Below are 25,111 nucleotides of genomic sequence, written 5' to 3' on the forward strand. Positions count from 1 at the left end.
GTTCTTACATCTGCTGCCAAGGAGCTAATATGTTTCAAAGTATTCTGGGACTGTTTGTTTTTTTAGGTATTGCTGTTCTCTTAAGCGAAAATAAAAAAGAGCTCTCTGCCAGGCTGATCATTTCAGCGATATCCTTGCAACTTGTTCTTGGCGTGGTGACGCTGAAATTGGTATGGATACGCCAGGGCTTTTTTTATTTAAACGGGTTGGTGACCGCGCTTTCAAAGGCAACCGGACAGGGCACGGCCATGGTGTTCGGATACATTGGCGGCGGAGCACTTCCTTTCCAGGAATCCTATCCCGGGGCTTCGTTTATCCTTGCGTTTCAATCGTTGCCTTTAATTTTGGTGATGAGCGCATTGTCTGCGTTGCTGTTTTATTGGAAAATTATTCCTGCAGTGGTGCGTTCTTTCAGTGTAATTCTCAATAAAACACTGGGTACCGGCGGGGCCGAAGGCATAGGGGTTTCAGCCAATATTTTTGTGGGCATGGTGGAGGCCCCTTTGCTTGTCAAGCCGTATTTATCCACCATGACCCGCAGTGAGTTATTCACCTTAATGACTTGCGGTATGGCCACTATTGCAGGCACTGTCATGGTGCTGTATGCCACGATTCTTAAGCCTGTGATACCCGATATTCTAGGTCATATTCTTACCGCATCCATTATCAGTGCACCGGCAGCGATTTTGATTTCAAAGACAATGATCCCTGAAACCAAAGATGTTACAGAAGGTAATCTGTCCACGCCAACCGTTTATAAAAGTGCGATGGATGCCGTTACTAAAGGTACGGTGTCCGGCATTGATCTTCTGATTAATATTGTGGCCATGATTATCGTTCTTGTAGCCCTGGTGAGCCTGGTCAATATGACACTTGGACTAATGCCGTTGTTAAAAGGACAGCCGTTCACGTTGCAGCGGATTTTAGGCTGGATCATGGCTCCTGCAACATGGTTGATGGGCATTCCCTGGTCCGAAGCCCCTACCACCGGCGCTTTGATGGGAACCAAAACAATTCTTAACGAATTTATCGCATATCTTGATTTGACCCGTATTCCGGCAGGCGAAATAAGTGAACGCAGCCGCGTCATTATTTCATATGCCATGTGCGGTTTTGCAAATCCGGGCAGCTTGGGTATTATGATCGGCGGCATGGGCAGTATGGTGCCGGAAAGAAGGGATGAAATAGTCTCGTTAGGATTTCGTTCCATTGTTTCGGGCACCTTAGCTACATGTATGACCGGAGCTGTTGCCGGGATATTTTCATAGTCTTTGACCGGGCTGCTCCTTTAATTATGAATACATTTTTAGCCCGCCAGCCAATATTTACACCAACAAAAAAGGAATTAGGCTATGTGCCGCTCATTTTTAGTTGTCGATGATTCAAAATCGATGCGATCCGCTATAAAACGAACAATTCTTAGAGCGGGGTTCGATGATTTAAAAATCTTTGAGGCCAAAGACGGTAAAGAAGCACTGTGTTTGATCGAAAGTACTCCCATCGATTTGATTATCACAGACTATAATATGCCTGAAATGGATGGCTTTGAGTTCATAACGATTTTGAAAGGCAAGAGAGACTACAAAGATATACCTGTGTTACTAATGACAGGTGAAATTAATGAGGACAAACTGGAGAAATTTAAAAATATAGGAGTAAACGTTCATATTAAAAAAGATATCAAGCCGGAAGAAATTAAACCAATACTGTCGTTTACGTTGAACAAATTTGAGTAAATGGTATTAATGCAATGAAGCGGTAGGGTGGCACGCTTTTTTTGCCCACCGGTTGTCCATAAACTTGAGCCCATCTGATTTAGGACCGCAGATTAAATAAGTTGGGCAGAAATAACGCCGAATTTTGGTTCGTCTACAAGGCGCATTAAAGGTTGAATAGGCCTATTGGACCTTTGATGCAACGACGTAGATGGGCCAAAAGGCAAGTTATTTCGTTCAAGTTATTTAATCTGTGGTCCTTATTGTTCAGGTACAAACTGTTATACATACAATAAATAGCGTTGGGTAGTTCACCCGACAAGGTAAAAACCCCTTCCACGCACAGAACAAAAATCAGACGTTACACTGTAAAGATCTGTACAATTTTTTTCAATTCTTCTGCCATGCCATTCATTTTATCCGCACTCTGTTTGACAAGTTCGCTGCGTTCCTTCATCTGGATAGTGGCAGAATTGACACCTTCTATATCCACAGTGATATTTCCGGCCATCTGAGAACTCTGGTGTACATTTTCGTTGGACTGCTGGATGCTAAGGGACAGGCTTGAGATATTGGAAACGATCTCCTGTGTGGCAGCTGATTGCTGGATTACGGCAGCGGCAATGGTGGTAACGATTTCATTGACCTCGCGGATGACGCCGGAAACCTCCTTTATCGACCCCACGCTTGCATCTGTATTGTTCCGGACATTATCAATCTGCTTCCTGATATCCTTGGTTGCGTCAACCGTTTGATTGGCCAGTTCCTTAATCTCATTTGCAACAACGGCAAATCCTTTACCGGCTTCCCCTGCTCTTGCAGCCTCAATGGTTGCATTCAATGCCAAAAGATTTGTCTGGTCTGAAATGTCTGTAATGGCATCTGTAACTTTGCCGATGGATTGGGCAGCTGTATTTAATACTGAAATACTGTCTTCTGCTTCAGATGTCTTTGCAGCTGCATTTTCCGATATATTTTTTGCCTTTTCAACATGATGGGTAATCTGGCTGATGGTGGCATTCATCTCTTCTGCGGCTGAAGCAACCATTGATACATTGGCGGAAGACTCTTCCATGGCTGCTGTAATAGAGGACAGGTTTGAATTCATATCTTCTGCTGCCCGGGTTACATTTCCTGCCAGGTTTGACGTGTTGTTGGCATTCTCCGCCATGCCTTCTGCAACAGTGACAAGTTCAATTGAAGAGGTTTCTATATTCTGACTATCGGTTGCCAACTGCCGGATAATACTTTGAAGTTTTTCCATAAACCGATTAAACAGACCGGCAAGTGTTCCCAGTTCATCTTTTGAAGTAATCTTGATTCTTTTGGTTAAGTCCCTTTCGCCCTTGTCCCCATCTTCAAAATTTACCATCATTGTATCGAGAGAGGCACCAATACCGGATACGATAACAAGGCATATTGCCGCGATACCGATAAAAATAATCCCGGAAATGATGGTCATTCTAATCATGGAGGTTTTTACATTTAAATTTATTTCTTTTGTGATAACACCCTTTGTGGTTTCGATATTATCGATATAAATCCCGGTGCCGATCCAGTAGTCAGTGTTTGGAATCATTTCAGCATAGCCAAGTTTGGGCGTATCGCCAGCCCCGGGCTTTGGAAAGATAAAATTTACAAAGCCGCCTCCGTTTTTCGCCTGATTTCTCAAATCTTTGACAAGATAAACATTGTTTTTATCTTTAAAGTCCTTCAAATTTTTTCCCTGCAATTCCTTTTTGAGCGGATGCGCTATATTGGTTGTCTCCTGGTAAACAAAATAATAACCGGATTTATCTGCCTCAAACCTGATGTCATCCACAGCCAAGCGGATGGCATCTATTTTTTGTGTTTCATCTTGAATTTTTTCAATGTTTGTCCCAATTGCGAGGGCTATTGAATGCGTTGCGATTTTAATTTTGTCTTTCTGGTCTTCAAGCAATACCTGGCCGGTTCGATCAACAGCCAGGTCCCGTACCCGATTGCTGCTGTTAATGGCAAACCAGACCATAATAATAAAAAGAACCAGGATGGAAACCATAATCAAATACATTCTTCCTTTAATACTGAAGTGCCTAAACATAGAAAATCTCCTATAAATCTCTTTGGTTAATTAAATTGTGTCTATTCTCAATTTTTTGAATTCAATACCAACTGTCTAAACACGACAATTTTTAGTCGGAATGGTGAAAAAAAGATTTAGAATTGACCTCAATTCTTGCATAATTTGAAATTAAATCAAGAATAAAATTGGGCTACTTTAGCTATATGTATGACCGGAGCTGTTGCCGGGATATTTTTATAGTGTTTGTAACTATCTGTAGTGACTTAGAATAACTCAAGCTGGGCTCACTTTATACGTTAATAAGATTTGAATTGACATCATCGGTCCGAAGGCATTGGGGGGAGGGGGGATAGAAAATTTTGTTCATTGGGTATTGGCTATCGCTTTCCGGGAAAATGAAAGCTGGATACGCAAAGGATTGGGGCCGGAGAATTTTGCAGCAATTCAGCATATTGCGTTAAATCTGCTAAAAGAAAATATGTCTCCTTTGGCAGGGTTATGGGCCAAAGGAGGCAAAGGATTATGGATGTGCACAGGGCCGGTGCCCAGAAAAGTGACCCCAAAACAGGCAGGCCTGTTATCGTATCGGGCATGGCCCCCAAGGGGATGTCCTGTGGGTAAAAAAACTTTGTACGCCTGGTCAGGGGGGGGCAGCACAACATATCGCTGTCCACCTTTCAACGGCAGCAGGCTCTTGCCCTGAAACAATCCACGTTTTGCCCCGCCCCTATAAAGCCCGTGACCCTTGGCCCCACGGGCCCGCCCCCGAAAAGAATGCAACATTTAAGTGTAACTCAATAAGTTGTTCAATTACTTTCTTGGTTTGTTGCGGGCCCAGAATATTCCGTCACAATAATACGCTTTAAACGGTCATATCTCGAGAATAATCTTACCGATATGCGTTGCGCTTTCCATAAGCCGATGGGCCTCTGCAGCCTGCTCCAGGGGAAATGTTTTGTGGACAGCCGGTTTAATTTTTCCCGCTTCAATCAGCGGCCATACCTTTTCTCTGAGCTGTGCCGCAATTTCAGATTTGGAGGCATCCGTACGGCTGCGCAAGGTGGAGCCCGTGTAAAGTAGACGTTTCAGCATGATGGGCATCAGATTGATCTCGACTTTGGAGCCCTTGTTAAATGCAATCTGAATGATGCGTGCATCCGGCGCCGCCGCCTTGATATTACGTGCAATGTAATCTCCTCCGACAATATCGAGAATGACATTGGCGCCCTTCACTTCATTTCTAACAATTTCAACAAAATCTTCCGTGTTGTAGTCAATAACCCGATCGGCGCCGAAACTTTTACAGGCTTCACATCGTTCTGCAGGGCTGTCAGTGGCATAAACCTTTGAGCCGAAAGCTTTTGCAAGCATGATGGCCGTTGAGCCGATACCGCCGGAGCCGCCGTGGACAAGAAAGGTTTCCCCTTCTTTGAGTCCGGCCCCCATGAATACATTGCTCCAAACCGTGAAGAACGTCTCGGGAATTCCCGCGGCTTCCACCAAACTCAAGCCTTTTGGAATTGGCAGGCAATGGGGCGCCAAAACGGCACAATACTCGGCATAACCGCCGCCGTTGGTCAGGGCACAGACTTGGTCTCCCACAGACCAATCGTTGACATCGCTGCCGGCAGCAACAATGGTTCCTGCGATCTCCAGACCCAGAAGGTCCGATGCGCCCTTTGGCGGCGGATAAAGCCCTTTACGTTGAACCATATCGGGCCCGTTTATACCGGTGGCCGCCACCTTGATCAGCACCTCTTCCGGTTTTAGCTGGGGCAGAGGTCTGCTTCCCACAGAAAGGGCCTCGGGACCGCCCGGTTCGATAATTTCAATCACTTTCATCTGTTCCGGTAATGTGGATGTCATCGCTGATTTCCTCCATCGTAAATGATTTTGAATTTACGTCCATTAAATATCGTCAGGGTTTTTGTAAAAGTTACTGAGATTAAAATTCTCCCGTTCACGTTATAATTTAACTTAAGTGTCAGGTCAAATCATAAAAAGGTGAGCAGGTCAACTCGTCGTAGAGTTTATCCAGGGCAACGCTTTGGACGAGTCTTTTAATAGGGCGGAAATTTTGTATATAGTCTTTGTCCTGATCCATCAGGATGATTCCAATATTTTTAAAGGAGGGCATCTGATCAAATTGTCGCAGAATAGACCGTCAAGAGATCAGGGACGATCACAATCGGCTAAAGGTTGTTGCAATTACTTTTTCATAGCTTCTTCAAAGAAATCGAGTTCATATTGTGTTGATAGCGTGAAGGCTTTCAACATTTCCTGATAAAGCTCTTCATCTGCCTCTGATGCTAACCGTTCTACAATATCAATAAATCTTTGCGTGTAGTGCTCGTATTCTTCACTGTGATAGGTGTCGATCCACATCTGGTATTCGTTGTCAGCTTCCGCAATGGTCAAGATGTGATTACCAACACTGTTATATACCCAGAAACAAGGTAAAAGTGCCGCAGCAGCAAGAGCAAATACGGAATTTTCACTGTGATTGAGCAGAAAGGAGGTGTATTTCTCGATTGCAGGAGACTTTTTTTCAGCTTCCTCAATATCAAAATATTTCAGGAACTCATTATGAAGGGCTTTTTCAATGTCCAGCCCATCTTTGGCTAACATTTGAAAGAATTGCTTTTCAGATTTGTTGGGCGCTTTTTCGGCGACCAGGTCCAAAGCCAGATTATCATCCTTGATATAAAGGATATCCTGCGACAGGAAATGTGCAAAATTATTTTTATCTAACGTGCCTTTCGCCAGTTGTACAACAAAGGGATGAGTAATTGTATCCTCATAAATAGAAGCTATCGCATCCCACATTTTTTGGGTGTATTTTCCTGCCGCTTTCATATTCTTCATCACCCCTGATTCTTCTATTTTTATTTTTTAAAGGCACAAATGGCAACATAATCACCGCAGTCAAACCCCGGAATGGGTTGTTCTTCCATATTGTTTGAATATAGCGGATGTTTAGTGAGCGTTTGTGCATAATCAAGGTCTTGAAAACCTGCTGTTTTAAGCATCTCGACTTTCTCAGTAGTTGTACGCCAGTTGGCAACCTTTACAAATTCAATTGGATACGGGTCCCTTGGGTGAACTCCTTCCAACAAAGGATGTTCCCAAGTTTCGAGACTTTTTGCCAGGTTATACATGGTTGCGTATGAACTTTCCTTAGGCACATCAATAACCACGATTTTACCTCCTTTTCTCAAAGCAGTATAGGCTTTGTGAAACACGGACTGCAGGTCATTGATATAGCTTGGTGTGCCGTTGAATAGGATTGTATCGTATTGTTCTTCGCCCAGATCGGCGTCTTCCGCTGTGGTTACATCAACAATTATCCCGCGTTTACGGGCAATCTCAGCCATTCCGTCTGATGGTTCGAGACCGTACTGAATGGGAATTTTAAAATCTCTTTTCAGGATTGATTCAAAAAGACCACTTCCGCACCCTACAGAAAAGGTATCACCCGCATCTTTCATAAAATAAGCGACCAGGTTCACCTCTGAATTTAACAGATTAATATTGTCAAAAAACCACGCATCATATGCTTCTGCAAATTCGTCAAAACTTCTTTTTTTATCCATACTGACCTCCGAAAAGAAACCGTTATTATCAACCCGGTGCAGACAATGTATTTTTATAGGGAGGCACAACTTGAAGAGGTATGATCCGCTTCCCTACGTCGGTATTACCCGCATCAGGTTCCAAGGGTCAGGAAAATTTTTCCTTCTCAGCTTTTGCATGCTCCCCCAGCTAAATTTTGTTGTGTATTTATGCTCTGTAACCAGCAGATTGTCAATAGCCCTTTCAATCCTGTTGGCTCAAGCTGCTGTCTTTTGCATCAGTTGATCATCAGTGGTTTTACATGTTCTAAGTGTATGATCATTCATTCGGAATCGGCAAGGATTAACATCACCCTTTTGACGATCATCCCCCAAAGAGGCTGCCTATGGCTTTTTTATCCGTGACAATGGAAATGCGAATACTTTACCGGTAGCATTTTGCGCAGATAAGCTATAAACCGGGATTTGAATGTTTCCCTATAGGTTAACGATGGTTTGGTTAAGCCGATGGAAGATACCAAGGCTTGAGCTTTAACAAGAGTATCGAACGCCTTTTGAATAAAGCCTATCGGCCAACAATCATAGACAAAGTCAACACGGTTTGATTTCTAAAATTATCCTCCAAAATTTCCAGTAATCCAAACGATTTTTTTGCCCATTTCTCTTCCTGAATTTCATGGATCGGATAATTGTTCAGAACTTCGGCATGACCTCACAATGCTTTTATCATTCATGACTTTTTTCAAGTCTACAGCCACCATAAGAAGAACATATATTGTTGGTTTTTAACTTTCTGCTTTTTTAACTGTTTTTTTATTTATCATTAGGATTATTGAATTAAGTGAACCGGGCTTGTTAGTTTGACTTTTTTGCCGGAGTTATTCTTCCTGCCGAATAAAGGCTTTGCTCCGGACAAGGAGCCAGAGGCTTCCGCAGACACCGCCCACGACAATCTGCATAAGGCCTATGCCTGGAATCAGGTGTGCAGGGACAAGAGAAATAAGAAACATGCCAAGGCTCCCCATGAACATGCTTGTAAAGTTTATCAAAGATGCGGCAGAGCCCGTGTCTTTGTCCTGTTGTGACAACAGCAGACTTGCCGTAGGCGGCCGCATCATATTTATGGCAATGGTGGCTGTGAGCATGGTCAGAGCGAACAGGACAGGAGAAAGGCTGCCGGCCGCATCAATTATAATGCCGCAGATGACTATAACCCCAAATCCGCCTGTAATGACGGTGCCCGGACGAATCCGTTGTGACAGCCGGATATACAGCAAAGGGCCTGCCAGTGCACCAAGGGCGTTAAAGGCGAAATATAAACTGTACAGGTTTTCACCCATGCCAAAGCCTTCGATATATATAAATGAGGAGGCCCCGATAAAGGCCATCAACGGCAGGGGAACCAGGGAAAAAATTCCCAGAGGAACTGAGAATCCCGGATTTTTCAATACAATAGCAAGCCGGCCAAGGGATTGTAAAAGGGAGCCCGCATACCTTTGTTCAAGGGTCTCGTCCAGGAACAGTGAAAGGCAGAGCGCAAGGCTCCCCACACCGGTCAAAGACCAGAAAATGGCCTTCCAGGACATGAAGGTTATGAGCCATGCGCCCAGCACCGGGGCCACAACAGGGGCGGCCACCACCATGGCCATGACCACAGCCAGGACCGACTCCCGTTGGCGGCCGGTATACATATCCTTGACCATGGCAGTGACAACCGCCTCTGCAGCCCCACCGCCAAAGGCCTGAACCACTCTGGCCAGAATAAGCTGGATCACGTTCAGGGAGAGGGCACATCCAATACTGCCAAGCAAGTACAGGCCAAGGCCTGTCAGAAGAACGGGTTTTCTGCCGTATTTCTCGCTGACAGGACCCCAGATCAGGATACCGGCGGCAAAAAAGACCAAGAACAGGCTCAGGCTCAGGTTAACCGGGCCTTGGGTTGTCTGCATCGCAGACATCACACGGGGAAGGGCCGGCAGATAAAGGTCTGTGGACAAGGGAGGAAACGCACTGAGCAGGGCCAGCATGGCAAGGAGACTGCGGTCACCAAAAAATGACTGTTTCTTCATAACTTAAGCGGGCCAGGTGCCAAAGGGCTGTTTTTCAAATTTCATTGAACCGTCACTGCCCTTGTAGATGTTGATCCATGCATTCCAGTTTTGGGTATCTGTCTGGGGGTAATCCAGACGATAGTGACTGCAGCGGCTCTCTTTGCGCATGAGGGATGCCTTGAGCTTCATTTCAGCGCTGATGATCATGTTGGCGGTTTCAAACGCCAGCCGCAATTCGTGTAAATTGGCAGCTTTAAGCATTGGTATGTGATGATCTCTCAATTCTTCAACATAGGCCAATGCCGCGTTAAGGAGCCTTTCTTTTTTTATGTATATGATGAAATTGGGAATCATGATGCCCTGCAAGGTCTGGGTCACCCATGCGGGGCTGTAACCGGATTCTTTTTTTAACGGTGCAAGTATCTGGGCCTGTACTTCATTCATTTTGGATTTTGAAATTTCCGGCATTTTGACACCCTGGCAATATTCAGCAGCCGCCTTTCCTGCAACACCACCTTGTACCGCAGAACCGGCCAATGAGGAGCCGATCTGGGTATAGATTGCCCCGGCCATATAGGAACCCAATGCATCACCGGCAGCGTATAGCCCTGGGATGGTTGATTCACATTTTTCATTGATGGGTGTCAGTCCTTCGGATTTATGGATGGCCATTCCGGCTGAGGAACCGCCCACACTTGTTCCTCCCATTCCCGGAGGGGCTCCACCCTCTTTGGGCGGGCCGCCAGGCCCGGGCCGTTTTCCGTCTTTGGGCCCTCTTTCGCCTCCTGGATGGCCGTTTCGTTTAAATTCATCGGGAACGTAGGGCCCGCCTTCAGGTTCTTTTTCTCCACCGGCACCGGGAGGGCCCATCTTAACGGGATTCCCGTTCATGTATGCCTTGTAATTCAAGTCCATACCCAGATCATGGTGTACTTCAACCCCTGTTGTGCCGGGTTTTCTTTCAAACATACCATGCCATCCGTCAAAACAGGCTGCAGGATGTTCTGCCTGGCCGGGATGCCCGTCGTTCCACTCCTTTCCGGTTACCTTGGCGCCAATGTTATAGGCCATGACAGTGCCGTCGTGGGTGAGATCACAAATGGGAAATCCATTGGGTTTGAAACCGCCGGCCCCGGTGCACAAAATGACGCTTTTGGCCTTGAAAAAATGGACTTTTTCTTCATCCAGGCTGAAACCGGCGGCACCGGCAATCCGCCCTTTTTCTTTAATCAAATGGGTGATTACGATTCTTTCTTTGACTGGGATATTTCTTTTTTCGACCGGGTTGCTAAAACTCTTGTTATAAAGAGGTGAGTCAAAAAAACCCCATTCCTTGAGTTCATTGACCCGGGACAGGGAATGCTCAGCCATTTGCCGGGTATAAACCGGATTATTGGTCCCCAATGCAGACCGTGAGACTTTGTCTGTAAATTCATCAAGACTCATTTTTTCAGAATCAGGATCGAAAGAGAATATTCCTTTTGCAAAGGGCGTCTGACCTGAAGAACCCAGACGGCCTTTGGAGACAAGCATTACTTTGGAACCTGCATCATGTGCCTTGACCGCGGCAAATAATCCTGCCATCCCGCCGCCGATAACCAGGACATCCGTTTCGTTTTCGGCATTTTTTATTTTGTCGATATCAATTTCAGGGACATTGGCGCTGCACGCTCCCTGTTCAGGAAATAACCCAATCACAGCCATGGTCGCAAGCCCTGCTGCTCCGCCTGCAAGGGTTATGAACTTGCGGCGGGACACGCCTTTTGATTTTTGTGAAGATGTCATTTATCTCTCCGTTATTTCTTTGATTTTTTAAATGTATAGGTTTTTAAAAGAAGCAAAATTCCGCCTGCGGTCAGTATGCTGATTAAAATTGACATGGCAGGGGTGGCATGCCGGCCAAGATCCATGGTGTGCCATGCGGCAATAGAAATAAACAGCATTGCCAGAATGCCGTGAAAAATCCGCCAGGTTTTGTATGTCATGGGCAGTTTGTCCCGCAAAAAAGAAGTCATGCCCAATACCAGCATTAGGCACCATGCAATGATACCCAGCACAACCCCCTGATTCATGGTGGTGATGATGGTAACAAAGGCGTCCACAGGGGAAATGCCCGATTCAAAGAAGCGTGGAATCACAAGATAAAACGGATGTAAAAATAAAATGGTGATAAATGTATACCCAATGACTTTATGATATTTTACCACGCGGCCCATGGTAAGATCGGTCATGAAGGATCTGCTGGTGCGTGCCCAGAAAAACTGTCCGATCATCTGGCAAAAGGCCAGAATGGTTATAATGGAAAGCGATTCTTTCAATACGGTACGCTCCGGGAAATTACCCGTTGCCCAGATAAGCACCGGTATGCCCATGAAAACCAGTATGGATAGTCGAAAGAATCTGCTTTTTATATATGTGCTCATTTTTACCCCCATGAAACCACAACCGGTATGGCTTTTTCTGGTGAAATGGTGATGGCATCAACAGGACAATACATCCTGCACAGATGGCATATCTGGCAGTCCGCCGGATATGCAATGAATGCTTTTTTTGTTTTTGGATCTTTGCGAATGACGTCGGTGGGGCATGTTTCTATGCATGTTCCACAACCAATACATCCTTGAATCGTTTCTATGGTCATTAATTTCCTCCTATGTCCTTTGTGTAATAATTGTTAGATAACTAAGTTATAAGTTATATTAATTTAAAGATGCGATTGGTCATGCATTTACCCGAGATCATATGCCTGGATCAGAGCCACCAAGGGTGTTGCGAACGCCTTCAAGGGGATTGCGCAATGTCTCAATTTCTTTTTGGCTCAGCTCTGAACGGATTTCATCTTCAATCTGATCCATCACGGCCAGGGCAAATTTTGCCGCCTCTTTTCCTTTTGAAGTCAGCGTAACGATTATGGTTCTGTCGTCATTTTTATCCCGCCGACGGTCAATCAGCTTGGAGACTTCCATTTTTTTTACCATGTTTGTGACTGTTGCAGGTTTGATATCCAACCCCTCGCCAATCATCCTCTGTGTTAACTCACCATGATGCATCAGTGAGACTAAAACCCGTGCCTGCCCAAAATGAATTCCGCCCTCACCCAGTGTACTTCGTAACCTGTCGTTCAGCAATTTTCCTATGTGCATAAAAAGATGCATCAAGGGTTTGTTTGAATTTTCATATGTCATAATTACTTCCTCTTTAAATTTAGCAAGCTAAACGTTAGTGGACTAGCTGTCAAGTGTTTTTTTCACTAAAAATTTTCAGGGTATAGTTCCGGTCAACCAAAACCGGAAATCCACAAATTATGCCCATCTTTTTCACAATGAATTCACACAATGTAATAATATATGAGGCCTTGGATAAGAGATACTGTATAGACTAATTACAAAGGGAAACAGTTCATGTTCAAACACAAAATATCTACCTATCGGATGATACTGGCTTGCCTTGGGGCCTGCACCATCTTCTTTGCTGTCGGCTGTGCAGGTAAAAATACGGCCCCGATCCTGAGCCTGTGGCCTGCGGCCGTCATCACGGCAGACGGGTATGATGCAGACTGGCCAGAAACCCCGCCCCTTTACCATGATACGGAGAACCGGCTGTCCATACGAGCGATGAATAACAGCCAGGCTCTCTATGTGGCAGCATCGGTGGGCAGTCAGCCCTTGCAGGCAAGTTTTATCAGTGGAGGAGTCAGCCTTTCAGTGATCCCGGAGCACGATCCGGAACACCCCTTTACCATCCAGATCAAGGGGGAGGGACGTCCCCAAAGACCGAGGACAAACCGAAAAAAGGAAATGAATAAAAACAACGGTCCCGGCCAGATGCCCGGATTTGTCATGGCCGACACTCTGACAATTATCTATCCTCATGGATCAAATCCCATGGACATGAGTTTTGAAGAGGCAAAAAAGTTGGGGATTACCATCGCACTCACAGAAAATACCGGCCGCATGGTCATTGAGGCGGCAATCCGGTTCGATGCCATCTCTTCTTTGGAGGAGTTTGCCCCGGACAGGCGGGTCTCTCTGGTACTTACCTCTGGCCAGAACCGCAAAGACAAGCCCTCTGACAACAGGCCTTCGGGTATGGGTGGCGGAGGCGGCAGAATGGGTGGAGGCGGCGGCCCTGGTGGGAGCGGCAAGGGCATGAAAGAGACAACCTCAGCCTTTGAGGCACGGCTGAATCTGATCCTGGTCAGTGGACCAGCTTACGAGGGGACTCCTGTTCAGAATCCATTCTGATGGCATACTATTTTAAGGGACAGCAATCATGGTATACCTTTTCTGTTTTTGAGACTTTCTAGTGGGGATGATTTCTTTTGGCATTGTTCACCGTCAGGAAAAACAAATACGCAGCTGTGATTGCGTCAATCTTAATTTTCAAGATGGTCATATATTCGGGCAATAGCCACAAGTGAAATGAGTAATGCCAAGGTCCACAATAATAGAATTTTTCCATTCCCATTGCAAAACATGACCATATGGTCTTTTTTGGCATAGTCCATAGGGATGCACATAACCTTGGACCTGTCTTTTGCCATTTCAAAAAGGGTCAGGATTTCTTGACTTTGATTCTGAAAAATGTTTCTTTTTTTCATAGTGAAGCTCCTTATAACAGCCATGGGCTGATTTGGTCTATCAATACCGAGGTTCAACCTACAACAAAGCATGAAAGTAATTCAGTCACTTATTGGAACTTTCATATAAACATTCAACTGCCTCATTGCAGATTGATCTTTAAAATATCACCATTTATGGATGGTAATTTTTGTTTATGAGGAGTTTCACTATTTGAGGGGCAAAAACCATAAATTCAGAGGGAAAGCGAAACTATTACCTCAAAATGATTGAGTCGTGATTCTGTGTGAGACTGAATGAAATTCTCTCACAAACTCACGCCATCAATCATTTTGTAATGTACCGGTATAAAAGCGGACTATAACTATTTCAGAAAGGTGAGAAATGGCAGAAGCAAGGCTCGGTTCTCTTAGAAATATGACATACCTTTTTATTGAGTTTCAAAAAACGTTCGTTTTATGAAATTTATTTCGAGCCGCTACAAATATCGCCTCCGGTTAGGCTGGTTGGCCGCAAAAATATCGTACGCTTAGGAATGAGGCCGAAATAACTTGATCTGGGAGCGTGAGCGTCTCGCCCGTGCTCCCGGATATAGCAAAATAGGCAAGTTATTTAAGACCTGTCAGGATTGGTTAGATAGTTTTCTTTCTTTTTTTATATTCGTTTCAATGGGTAAGGCCTGCAAAGAAAAACAAAAATTTTTCATTTCATATATGCAGATTCCATCCACGCACAGGGTACCGTCAGCCGTTGCCCGGCAACCTGTTTCGTCCATGGTACACGCACTGATGTGAGCCTGGACAACAATGTTTGCGTTCGATTGGATGATCTGTCCCCGGTATATCCATTCATGTTCATGGTTTTCAGCAACTGCAGGAGCAAATAGTTCCGGGTTGAGATCGAATTTTTTGATCATGAATAATCGGATCAACTGGAGGAATGATTCTACGCCTAACGACCCCGGGCAGACCGGGTCCTGATAAAAATGGGCATGAAAGAACCACTCATCAGGGTCCACTTGTTTTTCACCCTGGATCAGCCCCTGGCCGTGCAACCCTGCTTTGAAATCAAGGCAGGTAATTTTGTCTATCATTCTCAACGCTTTTCCCGGCATCCCCGTATTGGGGCCGATATTTTGATCTTCCGGGGTTAGGGGCGCATGATCTTCAAGTACGATATCAGATGGTTGGCTCTTTTTTTCAATGGTCAAAAACGCCTCAGGTTCCCGAATTCCCACCTGTTTGGACAAGGCATCAGACGTAAAAAATCCAAAATTAGTGGTGCCGGTGTAAACAGATTTCCCCTTGTTTTTCACATCCATATCAAAGTTTTGGATGATCATGCCACCAGCCATGGAAACATCGGTCATTCTGACACGGATTTTGACGGACCCGGAGGTCCGGGTCAGATTTTTGATCAGTTTGGCTTTTCCCCCAAGGTTTCTGAAATGCAGGCGATCTTCGCAGGTCAGGGCAGCACCGCCATATGCAGCAAGCCATCCACAGGGTTGAAGGGCTACTTCAAGGAGAATACAAAAAGGCATGGCATCGCTATGGTTGGCTGCGAAATACCAGGCGTCTTTATCAATCTTGTACGTGGTTTCTATCCATCCGCCAGGTGCGGTTTGCCACGCTGGATGGTCTGCTTTTGTCACCGCATCCATGAAAAAATAGGGCGGTCTTGGCAGCCTTGCAATTTCACGCTCATGATCAAAAACTTTATAGGGCTCTCCAAATGCATCGGATGGATTTCCCTGGGCAAAGGCTAAAATTTTATCCCGGTCAAACAGGGGGGCCGATTTAAATTTATCAAGCAACCCAGGATCCATGACGGCTTCAAATCCCATGATGCTTGCAATGACTGTATTGTTTTCATCCAGGAATGTAAAATATCCTTTGATTTTGTGCTGATCCTGGTGGTTGACCGAAAATAATATCCGGACCTTATGTCCGCTTTGTCTGGGAAACACGTGAAAAAGTCGTAAATTGGCAAAGCTTGCGGGCAGGCAGGCCTGTCCGCAATTATGGAAGGTCCACAAAATGGCCGCCTGGAAGGCTGCATCCAACACCATGGGGTCCATGGCCCATTGCCTTGCGTGGGGCGTTTTATACCATGCGCTGATGTCTGGTGCTGTGGTTGTCATTACCTCAATTCCCTTGGAAGATACCCCGCAGATGTCGGAAATACACTGGAGTTCACCTTCATGGAAAAGAATGGTTTCATAGGCCTGATCCATACTTATTTCCCAGGGGTCAAGGTCCATGGAAACTGATTTTGCTAAAACCGGTGGTTGGGGCAGCGTATCTGCCAATAGCACCTGGGCCCTGGCATGCTGGATTGTTAATCCGTTTTTTCCCGAAGAGGTAATACGACCGGGTGTAAAGTGTTGATGATCTATGGTGACGCACTTTCCAATGTCCACCTGAACATTTACTTTACCATCACCGGGCACAATCCCTTTGAGCAGTTGCACCTTTTCCATGCCGGCAAATTGAAGGCCGGGATTGTTTTTTTCGGCACCGCAGGCTAGCAAATCCACCATTAAGGCCAGGGGGACAACCGGTGCATTGTCGATTTTATGGTCTTCAATGATACAACTGTCCTGGATGCTAAAGGTCTGGGTCAACACTTTATTCATCACAGCAGATGGTTCCGGCACGTCTGAGGGGATGGTGCCCCCCACAACGACCTCAACACAGGATCCGTCGGCATTGCCCATTTCTGCTACCATCTGCTGAGCGCCTGCCTGGATGGGGATCAACTCAATATGGCGTTTTTCAAATTCCCGTTTCAAGGCGTCCGTGACCATGCCGCCGTCCCAGGGCCCCCAATTGATGGCTATTGCCCTGCAATGGGGACGGGTTAATTGTTTGGCCTGGGCGATTTTATTGAGTACTTCGTTGGCCATGGCGTAGTCACATTGACCGGTATTTCCAAATCTTGCCGCAACCGAGGAGAACATAACCAGATACTTGAGTTTGTCTTGATCCACTGACGAAAGAAGCGCAAAAAGACCGTTTATTTTTGTTTCAAACACGTTTTTAAATTGGTCAGGTGTTTTTTCACAGATCAATTTGTCTTCAAGGACACCGGCCCCATGGATTAAGGCCGTCACAGGGCCTAACTGCCGGGTCACCTTTTCCATGGTCTCATTGACAAGGTCTTTATCCCGGATGTCGACGCAGTAATAGGCAACTTCATTACCCCATTTTTGAATACGTTCCAGATTGGCTTTAATGTCGCGGTTCGAGGCAAAATGGCGATATTGCTTCTCCACCCGGGCAGGTGTGGGTTTTTCTTTTTCAAAGGCATTGGCAAAAATGGCTTTTTTCATTTGGGCGGGTGTATCCATGCCTTTAAGCCATGCAGGTTCCTCAAAGGGCGGTTTAGATCTGCCCCAAAGCGCTATTTTGGACCGGCATTGCTTGGCAAGGGCAATGGCACACGCCGCTGTAACGCCCCTGGCACCGCCGGAAATCACCGCAACATCGGATTTGTTCAGGCCGATTTCTGAAGGCTTGCCAACAGGTTTGGATACAAGTTCGGGAATGTAACAGTGCTCACGGTCAAGACCCATTTCCACGGCACCCCGGGTCATCATCATGGCAACGGCGGCTTCGGCGTTCTTTTTTACGGCTTTGGGATCAAATGGCAGGTCCAGGGCCCGGCACAAAACCTGCTTCCATTCAAGGGAGGCTGTTTTGGCAAGACCTGCCATGCCGCCGTACACAGGGCTGATTTGTGTTTCAAAGTTTTTAAACCCAAATCCGCCGCCAAGAAAGCTGACGCAGGTCATGAAGCTGCCGCCTGCCTTGGCACTTGCTGTGAGATATGGCCCGTTTTTTGATGCCATGCTGAAGGCCGTTAAAAGAAACTGGCCGGCCAAAGCGTCGTCCCCGGGTTCACAAAAGGCATCCGGTATAAGGACAAGCCCTGCGGCATCGGGCAGATCCGGAATATTCTCCGGGGTGGCATCGATAATCTGCGCGGCAAGTTTAAGTTTTTTAAACTCTTTTTTAAATGCCGTGGCAATGCCTGCACTATCTCTTGTCAGGTAAATGATTTTACCTTCAGGGATGTGAATTTTTGCCCCGTTATAGAAACGGACCTGATGGGCAGGAAAGGTTGTGAGCTCGATCTCCTGCCTGCCAAGTACTTTTAATTTTGTTTCTTCGGCCTGTTCGGCCAGGTTTGGGTCACTTATGGGGTCATGCGAAGTTTTTTTTTAGGGGTTTCTTTGGAAACCGTTGTTTGTTCAGGTGTTAAGTAGTTTATGATGTCGGCTATGGTCTTCAAACTGCCCATGTCATCCGGTGATAATGCCTTGGAACCCGGTTGTTCCTGTTCAAGTCGTGACAAAATCTCAACCCGTTTTATGGAGTCAATGCCAAGATCCGATTCAAGGTTCATTCCCGGTTCGAGCATCTCTTGGGGAAAACCTGTTAATTCACTGATGATGCTGACCAGAATGCCGAGGGTATCTTGGGATTGAGCCGGCTCGTTGTTTTTCGGCTCATTTTTCGCATTGGCAATGGGGCGGTCTGTTTGTTCAGGTACCGGGGCCTGGTCTGTTTCAACAGCCGTACAGATATCTCCAAGGGTTTTGACTGAACCCAGGCGCTGGGCTGATAGATCGTTACTGTCGGGAAATGCTTTTTCAAGTTCTGAAATGATCTCGACCTTTTTAATGGAATCAACGCCAAGGTCTGATTCAATATCCATTTCAGGTTCTAGCATCTCCACCGGGAATCCTGTTAAGCGGCTGACAATTTCAAACAGAACATTTTTGACTTCCGGGGTAGGGGGCGCTGCTGCAGATGGGACAGGTGTTGCGGGTGCTGCTGGTGCCTGGGGTTGCTGGGCCTGGTGCGGCGCCGGCTTTGATACAGATTGCTGAATTGGTTGTGCTGGGGCCGCCGCTGACATGTGGGGGTGGTAATCGGGCATGGTCTGTGCGGGGGCCGGGGGCTGGGGTACACGGACTGGCTGGATTGGGGCTGATACTTGTCCACGGGTTTGTGACATCAGCGCGGCCAGGGCCTGGCTGGCTTGGGTCTGGGTTTCCAGAAACTTCTCATGGGCCCGGGCGGTCTGGGCTTGGAGCTGCTGCATGGCATTGAGTCCCTGGACAAGGATATCCGGGTTTGCAGGAATCTGGTTTGTAGTCACATATTGGGTTGAATTTGACGCTGGTTGGGCTTGATAATCGTTAAATTCAGGGTGCGGAAAAGATGTCATGGTATTTCCTTGTGTGGTGGATGTCTGTTGGGTTGAACCCGTTGTATACACAGATGAATCCGGTACAATGTTTTCGTTTTTTGGGTTTTGGCGTACCTGGGTCTCTATTAAAGGCTGGGATTGTGTTGGCTGGGGGCGTGTCGGCCGACCGGGGGCGTCAATGGGTGCCTGTTCAGTCTGAATCATTTCAGGCTGGGATGTTTCAGGTACCGTGGGTTTTGAATTGGCTCCGTTGATCATGATAACAAGTTTTTTAGACTCAGGCTGCGCCGCATCCTCTTCCCAGGCGGAAAGATCCACAGGATGACCTGAGGCTGCAAGGGCGCACAATCCCATGCCTAAATCCTGGATACCCGAATTTTTCCCGGCTGATTTATCCAGGGCAATGGTCTGTACATTCTGGTCTTTTAAAATAGATTTAATCAGACCGCACAGAACGGATTTGGGTCCAATTTCCAGAAATGTGTCAACGCCTTGTTCGTGCATTTGTTTGATGTCACCAATAAAATCCACCGGGTACATCAACTGCTGCCCTAACAGCTCCTGGGCCTTTGCTGAATCCTCAGGGTAGGGCGATCCAGTCGTATTGGATAATACCCTAATTTGCGTGGGTGTGATGGCGGTTTTCTGGGTCAACGCATTGAACGGGGCTGCGGCATCTGATACCAGGCGGCTGTGAAACGCTGCGGCTACAGGCAGTTTGATGGCCCGTATTTTATGCTTTTTGCAAATTTTTTCAGCGTTGAGAATCTGTTGGGTCTCCCCGGATAACACGCCCTGGACCGGGCTGTTTTTATTGGCCAGGACCAGGTCAAGTTTTTCTTTTTCAATGAGGGCTTCAATCTTTTCAATGGGGGCCTGGATTGCGAGCATGCTGCCGGGATCTCCTGCACTCTGACCGGCCTTGGACATGAAGTTGCCCCGGGCAGCCGAAAGTTCAAGACAGGTCTGGGCATCAATCCAGCCGGCTGCATATAGGGCGCACAACTCTCCGTAACTGTGGCCGCAGGTCATCTCAGGTGCCACATTGAACCGGGAAAGAATGTTCAGCATGGACAAGGAGACCGCACCAATTGCGGGTTGGGCGATACGGGTCTGCCGCAGAGCTGCCTCGGCCGATTTTTTATCCATGGCATATTCCGGCGGCGGATACATATAGGCGGACAGTAGTCCATCATCTTCTGCATCCGTGTCGCTGACACAGGCCTGGGCCATATCAAGCACTTTAAGGCTTTCGGGAAAAACAGACATAATCTGACCGCCCATCCCGGTGTACTGACTTCCCTGGCCGGGGAAGACAAATCCCAGTTTGCCTGATGCTGCACCTTTACCATAAAATATCGGCGGTTTGGCAGGTTGATCACCATTGACCATGCATTTTGCCTGGGATATGCGTTCAAAAAAATCATCCTGGTCAGACAGTAAAATCAATAACCGCTCTTCGTGTTTTGATGAAAATACTTTCCTGGATTGGGCGGCCTGCCAGGCAATGGCCTGGGTAACGGCGGCCTTGTCCCTGATATCATAGGCTTTTATGGTTTCAGAAACGGTATCAAGTTTTTCAACAATATCTTCTTTATTTTTTCCGGAAAAAGCCAGGATCTGCACCGTACCGTCCCAGGAGATATTGACTTTTTCAGGCGCGTACTCTTCAAGCACGGCATGAAAGTTTGACCCACCGAACCCAAAGGCGGAAACACCGGAACATCTCAAAGAGTTATTCGCACCGTTGCCGATCCAAGGCCTTGCAACCTGGTTGAGATAGAAAGGGGAGTTGTGTATGTCCAGATCAGGGTCAGGCGTTTGGGCTTTGAGTGTGGGGGGGATGACCTTGTGGTGCAACGCCAGGGCTGCCTTGATAATGCCCGCAGCGCCTGCTGCCGCTTTGGCGTGCCCGATCATGGATTTCACGGATCCTATGGCTGTGGATTCGGTGGCTTTGCCTTTGAAAAATTGTTTCAGTGCCGTAAATTCAACCTTGTCACCCACCCGGGTTCCAGTGCCGTGGGCTTCAATCAGTCCCACGGATTCGGGCAAAATACCTGCATTGCTATAGGCGCTTTCCAGGGCCTTGACCTGTCCTTTGGCCTCCGGGGCATATACGGCCGAGGTGCGTCCGTCACTGGACGTGCCCATGCCTTTGATGACCGCATAAATCCGGTCCTGGTCACGCTGGGCATCTTCCAGGCGCTTGAGCACTATCAGGCCTACGCCTTCACCAAGCACTGTACCGTCGGCGTTTTCTGAAAAGGGTCGGGCGTCACTGCTATGGGACAATACACCTGTTTTGGCAAAACACATGTGCATGAAAATGTCATTGAGGGTATCCACCCCGCCGGTGATGGACATATCGCACTGTCCGGTTTTAAGTTCCATCATGGCAGTATGAATGGCGGACAGGGAGCTTGCACATGCCGCATCACACACCGTGTTGGTGCCGGACAGGTCCAGGCGGTTGGCGATTCTTCCGGCCACCACATTACCCAAAAGGCCTGGAAATGAATTTTCCTGCCAGCTGACATAGGAATCGCTGATCTGTTTTAAGACGCGTTTCTTTTTATCAGGGGCGATGCCGGCCGCATCCAAAGCCTTTTTCCAGAACGGGTGTCCCAGCCTTGCGCCAAGGGGGATCACCAGTTCCTGGGTGCCGGTTACCCCGAGGATTACATTGACCCGTTTTTTTTTGAGATGGGTATGGCCCACAGGATAGCCTGCATCGGCAAGTGCCATGCGAACCACTTCCAGGCTTAGAAGCTGGGAGGTGTCTGTGGCGTCAATGTTTTTTGGGGGCATACCATAGGCTAAGGGGTCAAAGGCAATGTCTGGTAAAAAACCACCTCTATTGCAATAGACATGGTCCGGGCAGTCCGGGTCTTCATTGAAATAATCTTTCAGACGCCAGTGTGAGTCTTCAGGCACTTTTGTGATGGCATCAATGCCGTTAAATACCAATTTCCAGAACTCTTTAAGGTTTCTGGATTCAGGAAAAATACAGCCCATGCCGATTATGGCAATGGGCGTTTTCGGTGTACAAGGCGTCTGTTTTGGGCTTGCGGCTTTGGGTGTCATATATGAAAAATAATTATGGTTGCTGGTTTAATATATTATATTTTACAGCACCTATATATATGGCAACGGGACTCGGATCATCCACCGGCAAGGATATTGACAAAAGTTTTACATAGGTTTCGAAGAGATCAGTTCTAATATTTCATCGAGCGGCATGGGAGAAAAAAGGCTTGCACCGGGGGGCAGTTCAAGTCCCTGGACCCTTGCAAATGCAGCCCGGGTGACAACACAGGCACCGGTGAGCAGATTCATGGCGATTTCTGCTGCAAACCGATTAGTATGGGGTTCAAGAAAGCTGCCTTTGGCCCATTGGTTGAATGCGCCCATGGCAGGGCCGCACCAGATCTGGTAATCCATTTTACGCTGGGTATCCCCCTGGATTGCCCACCTGGAAGACTGTCCAAGATAGGATCTGAAAACCAGGGCCATTTTGTGGGCCGGGTCCTGTTCTGCACGATCCACCTCCTGCTGTTGTCCCCGTGACAGGAAAAAGCCCCGGGTGGATTGCCATGCGGCATCAAACGACGTTAATAAAAATTTGTCCTCAATTTCCTTTTGGACCGCCGGGGGAAGGTCTTGAAAACATGCGTACCCTTTGTAAAACTGATACAATTTTTCTGCGCGCACAGGAAATAACGTACCACGTTTGAGTACCTGTACCCGTGCTCCGATTTCAAACATGTCTGCGGAAGGCGCCATGGCAACGTCTGCCTGTTCGGCCTGGCTGAGTAATTTTTTAACATCCTCGCAAATGCCGGCCTCAACACATGCCTGGTTAATGGATCCGGTAAGAATATATGCAGCTCCCATGCTGAAAGCGGCCGAGGCGGATTCCGGCGTGGCAATGCCGCCGCCAAGGCCCACGCATAGCGGGCTTTTAAAACTGTATGTTGCCATGGCTTCGTTCTTCAGGGCGATGAACGTTGGCAAAAGTGCCAGGGCAGGGCGGTTATCCGTATGGCCACCGGAATCGGCCTCGGCGGTAAGATCCTGGGCCATGGGGATTTGAGCGGCAAGCATGGCTTCTTCCGACGTGATCAGCTGTCGCTCAACGAGCTGGTCGAGCAGTTTTTCCGGCGGTGGTGCAAAAAACTGTCGGGCCACTTCAATGCGGGACACCTTTGCAATAATACGGTTGGGGGTGACAATATCACCCTGGTTGTTTTTATGGATGCCTTTGATACGATAATATACTAAGGGCAGGGTGATGCGCAGGAAGGCTGCTGCAGATATCAGGGGTACCCCATGGTCAAGATAGAGTTGTACCGTTGCCATTTCATGGTCCGGATCTGCCAGGCTGTGGATCAGATTAAATCCAAAGGGTTTGTTCCCAAGGGCGGCCTTAAGCTCAAGAATGGCTGTTTTAATTTGTGCAAGGCTCAATCCGCCGGCACCAAAAAAACCGAGCATCCCGTTTTCGCCCATGGTCTTCACAAGTGCGGTGGACGCGATGCCGTTGGCCATGGCACCGGCCACATAAGCATATTTTAAACCATGGCGACGCTTAAATGCTAAGTCCCCAAGATTTTCCGGGCGTATGGCAGGCACATAAGTCTGTTCTGACAGCGACGCCATATTGCTTTGTGATGGACGGCTGATATGTATTCCGTCAAAACTTGTTATAAGTAGTTGCGGACGGTTGATATCATGGATAGCCCTAACTAAATCAATTTGCGATGTCATAGTGTTGTATTGTCCCTGCCGGATACTGTGCAAGATGTTATCGTATATACTGACGCTATTCCCCAACGTTACGACGTCTGCAGCGCTGGGGTACAATTTTTATGGCTGGAGTCTAATATCATACCCGATGCTTGTAATCAAGATACCGTGTTGATGACAGGTGTGGCATATCGTTGGGTCCAGCCCTTTGTAGATGATACTGATGGCTTGGTTTTCGCGGTTAAAAAGATGGGCTTCTCCGATTTTATCCATAAATTCACCGTGAAGTAAAAAATACGGGTGATTATTTTTTTCGTGCCGACAGGATCCATACCAAGGACCATCCCAAGGCCACGGGCAAAATGCCAAAAACGATAAACATTAAAATTTGTCCCTGCCATGGTTTTGTCCACAACGCGCTGATGATGACGTCGGCTACGGACAATACAATGGCGAACCTTATTGTCATTGTGAATACCCTGGTATTCGGCCTTGTTTTTTTTCTCTTGCCCTGGGGCTTTGAGTTCATCATTCTGGGTACAATCAGAATACATAAGATCAGAAGGATAAGTATAAGAATTTCACTGATGCCGGTCACTTAAGTTTCCTAAAATTTGTTGTGTTCAATTATTGTCTACCGGTTATAAATGGATTTGAGCGTTGCATAGGCCTGCTGAATTTCTAAAAATTTTTCATTGGCAAGGGTTGAAAATTCTTCACCCAGGTGGGACAGTTTATCCGGGTGATATTGCTTGGCCTTGTTTTTATATGCACTTTGAACGTCAGACCAGGACGCTGAGTCGTCCACACCAAGGACCTCATATGCAGATTTATGGGTGCTGGTTCTATCTGATGTTTTCTTTTTTGTGGACTGACCTGTTGCGTTGGTCCTGTTCGACGATTGGTTTGGATTTGCCTTTTGGTATGTTTGATCCGTTCCAGAACCCTGCCCTTTTTTCCCAGACGATTGTTTAGTACCTTTTTTAAATAAAAAAGAGGGCAGCCGGCCATATCTGATCAGATGATAAAGACACATCATAACCAGACTGTCATCTATCCATCCAATCCAGGGTAGATACATTTCGGGAATGAGGTCAACAGGCGAAATAAGATAGGCCAGGCCTAAAAGAATCAGCACAAATTTAACAAGGGTAGACAT

At 46.9% G+C, this 25,111-nt stretch carries 20 protein-coding genes and 1 riboswitch; of the genes, 4 read left to right on the forward strand and 16 right to left on the reverse strand.

The features are described 5' to 3' along the window. Positions 1-29: 29 nt before the first annotated feature. Entirely contained in the window at positions 30-1,268 is a 1,239-nt protein-coding gene (locus EYB58_RS16505; RefSeq protein ID WP_111955969.1) for a NupC/NupG family nucleoside CNT transporter, read from the forward strand. Positions 1,269-1,352: 84 nt separating this feature from the next. After that, entirely contained in the window at positions 1,353-1,736 is a 384-nt protein-coding gene (locus EYB58_RS16510; RefSeq protein WP_111955967.1) for a response regulator, read from the forward strand. Between the two features lie 340 nt (positions 1,737-2,076). Here EYB58_RS16510 and EYB58_RS16515 read toward each other — a convergent pair whose 3' ends face one another. The 9 genes from EYB58_RS16515 to EYB58_RS16555 form a co-directional block, all read right to left on the reverse strand. Beyond that, complete coding sequence (locus tag EYB58_RS16515) at positions 2,077-3,798, reverse strand: methyl-accepting chemotaxis protein (protein ID WP_111955965.1); 1,722 nt, start codon at positions 3,796-3,798, stop codon at positions 2,077-2,079. Positions 3,799-4,650: 852 nt separating this feature from the next. After that, on the reverse strand, positions 4,651-5,646 hold the full coding sequence (locus EYB58_RS16520) for an NAD(P)H-quinone oxidoreductase (RefSeq protein ID WP_111955961.1): 996 nt from the start codon (positions 5,644-5,646) through the stop codon (positions 4,651-4,653). A gap of 342 nt (positions 5,647-5,988) precedes the next feature. Continuing rightward, positions 5,989-6,636, reverse strand: a complete 648-nt coding sequence (locus EYB58_RS16525; protein ID WP_111955959.1) for a TenA family protein — start codon at positions 6,634-6,636, stop codon at positions 5,989-5,991. Between the two features lie 29 nt (positions 6,637-6,665). Further along, a complete protein-coding gene (locus EYB58_RS16530; RefSeq protein ID WP_111955957.1) occupies positions 6,666-7,373 on the reverse strand; it encodes a class I SAM-dependent DNA methyltransferase in 708 nt (235 codons plus the stop codon). A 73-nt stretch (positions 7,374-7,446) separates the two neighbouring features. Further along, positions 7,447-7,550, reverse strand: a riboswitch (TPP riboswitch). A gap of 680 nt (positions 7,551-8,230) precedes the next feature. Further along, a complete protein-coding gene (locus tag EYB58_RS16535) occupies positions 8,231-9,421 on the reverse strand; it encodes a Bcr/CflA family efflux MFS transporter (protein ID WP_111955955.1) in 1,191 nt (396 codons plus the stop codon). A 3-nt stretch (positions 9,422-9,424) separates the two neighbouring features. Continuing rightward, a complete protein-coding gene (locus EYB58_RS16540; RefSeq protein WP_111955953.1) occupies positions 9,425-11,188 on the reverse strand; it encodes an FAD-dependent oxidoreductase in 1,764 nt (587 codons plus the stop codon). An 11-nt stretch (positions 11,189-11,199) separates the two neighbouring features. Continuing rightward, the gene (locus EYB58_RS16545) at positions 11,200-11,826 is read right to left on the reverse strand and encodes a ferric reductase-like transmembrane domain-containing protein (RefSeq protein WP_111955951.1); all 627 of its coding nucleotides are present in this window, start codon (positions 11,824-11,826) and stop codon (positions 11,200-11,202) included. 2 nt (positions 11,827-11,828) lie between these two features. Then, positions 11,829-12,044: a 4Fe-4S dicluster domain-containing protein gene (locus EYB58_RS16550; protein ID WP_111955949.1), complete on the reverse strand. Its 216-nt coding sequence runs from the start codon at positions 12,042-12,044 to the stop codon at positions 11,829-11,831. A 97-nt stretch (positions 12,045-12,141) separates the two neighbouring features. Further along, positions 12,142-12,588 carry a MarR family winged helix-turn-helix transcriptional regulator gene (locus EYB58_RS16555; RefSeq protein WP_111955947.1) on the reverse strand — a complete coding sequence of 149 codons (447 nt, stop codon included), beginning with the start codon at positions 12,586-12,588 and terminating at the stop codon, positions 12,142-12,144. A 216-nt stretch (positions 12,589-12,804) separates the two neighbouring features. Between EYB58_RS16555 and EYB58_RS16560 the strand changes: the two genes are divergently transcribed. Beyond that, positions 12,805-13,647 (forward strand): hypothetical protein, encoded by an 843-nt coding sequence (locus tag EYB58_RS16560; RefSeq protein ID WP_111955945.1) that lies wholly within the window; start codon positions 12,805-12,807, stop codon positions 13,645-13,647. Between the two features lie 131 nt (positions 13,648-13,778). On the opposite strand, the gene EYB58_RS16565 is transcribed toward EYB58_RS16560, so the two are convergent. Both EYB58_RS16565 and EYB58_RS16570 read right to left on the reverse strand, forming a co-directional pair. After that, positions 13,779-14,003 (reverse strand): hypothetical protein, encoded by a 225-nt coding sequence (locus tag EYB58_RS16565; protein WP_111955943.1) that lies wholly within the window; start codon positions 14,001-14,003, stop codon positions 13,779-13,781. 602 nt (positions 14,004-14,605) lie between these two features. Continuing rightward, entirely contained in the window at positions 14,606-17,779 is a 3,174-nt protein-coding gene (locus EYB58_RS16570) for an SDR family NAD(P)-dependent oxidoreductase (RefSeq protein ID WP_242637403.1), read from the reverse strand. On the opposite strand from EYB58_RS16570, the gene EYB58_RS24120 reads away from it, so the two are divergent. Further along, on the forward strand, positions 17,778-18,041 hold the full coding sequence (locus EYB58_RS24120) for a hypothetical protein (RefSeq protein WP_242637404.1): 264 nt from the start codon (positions 17,778-17,780) through the stop codon (positions 18,039-18,041). The two genes, EYB58_RS16570 and EYB58_RS24120, sit on opposite strands and share 2 nt — an antisense overlap. A gap of 142 nt (positions 18,042-18,183) precedes the next feature. Here the strand turns inward: EYB58_RS24120 and EYB58_RS16575 are convergent, their stop codons facing one another. From EYB58_RS16575 to EYB58_RS24495, 5 genes are all read right to left on the reverse strand, one after another. After that, positions 18,184-22,290: a type I polyketide synthase gene (locus tag EYB58_RS16575; protein WP_111955939.1), complete on the reverse strand. Its 4,107-nt coding sequence runs from the start codon at positions 22,288-22,290 to the stop codon at positions 18,184-18,186. Positions 22,291-22,398: 108 nt separating this feature from the next. Continuing rightward, positions 22,399-23,973: a PfaD family polyunsaturated fatty acid/polyketide biosynthesis protein gene (locus EYB58_RS16580; protein ID WP_111955937.1), complete on the reverse strand. Its 1,575-nt coding sequence runs from the start codon at positions 23,971-23,973 to the stop codon at positions 22,399-22,401. Positions 23,974-24,072: 99 nt separating this feature from the next. Next, a complete protein-coding gene (locus EYB58_RS23300; RefSeq protein WP_165477741.1) occupies positions 24,073-24,225 on the reverse strand; it encodes a hypothetical protein in 153 nt (50 codons plus the stop codon). Between the two features lie 31 nt (positions 24,226-24,256). Next, entirely contained in the window at positions 24,257-24,421 is a 165-nt protein-coding gene (locus EYB58_RS24125) for a hypothetical protein (protein ID WP_242637405.1), read from the reverse strand. Positions 24,422-24,586: 165 nt separating this feature from the next. Continuing rightward, positions 24,587-25,111 carry a DnaJ domain-containing protein gene (locus EYB58_RS24495; RefSeq protein WP_111955931.1) on the reverse strand — a complete coding sequence of 175 codons (525 nt, stop codon included), beginning with the start codon at positions 25,109-25,111 and terminating at the stop codon, positions 24,587-24,589.

The organism is Desulfobacter hydrogenophilus (assembly GCF_004319545.1).
In the GTDB taxonomy this organism is placed as follows: domain Bacteria; phylum Desulfobacterota; class Desulfobacteria; order Desulfobacterales; family Desulfobacteraceae; genus Desulfobacter; species Desulfobacter hydrogenophilus.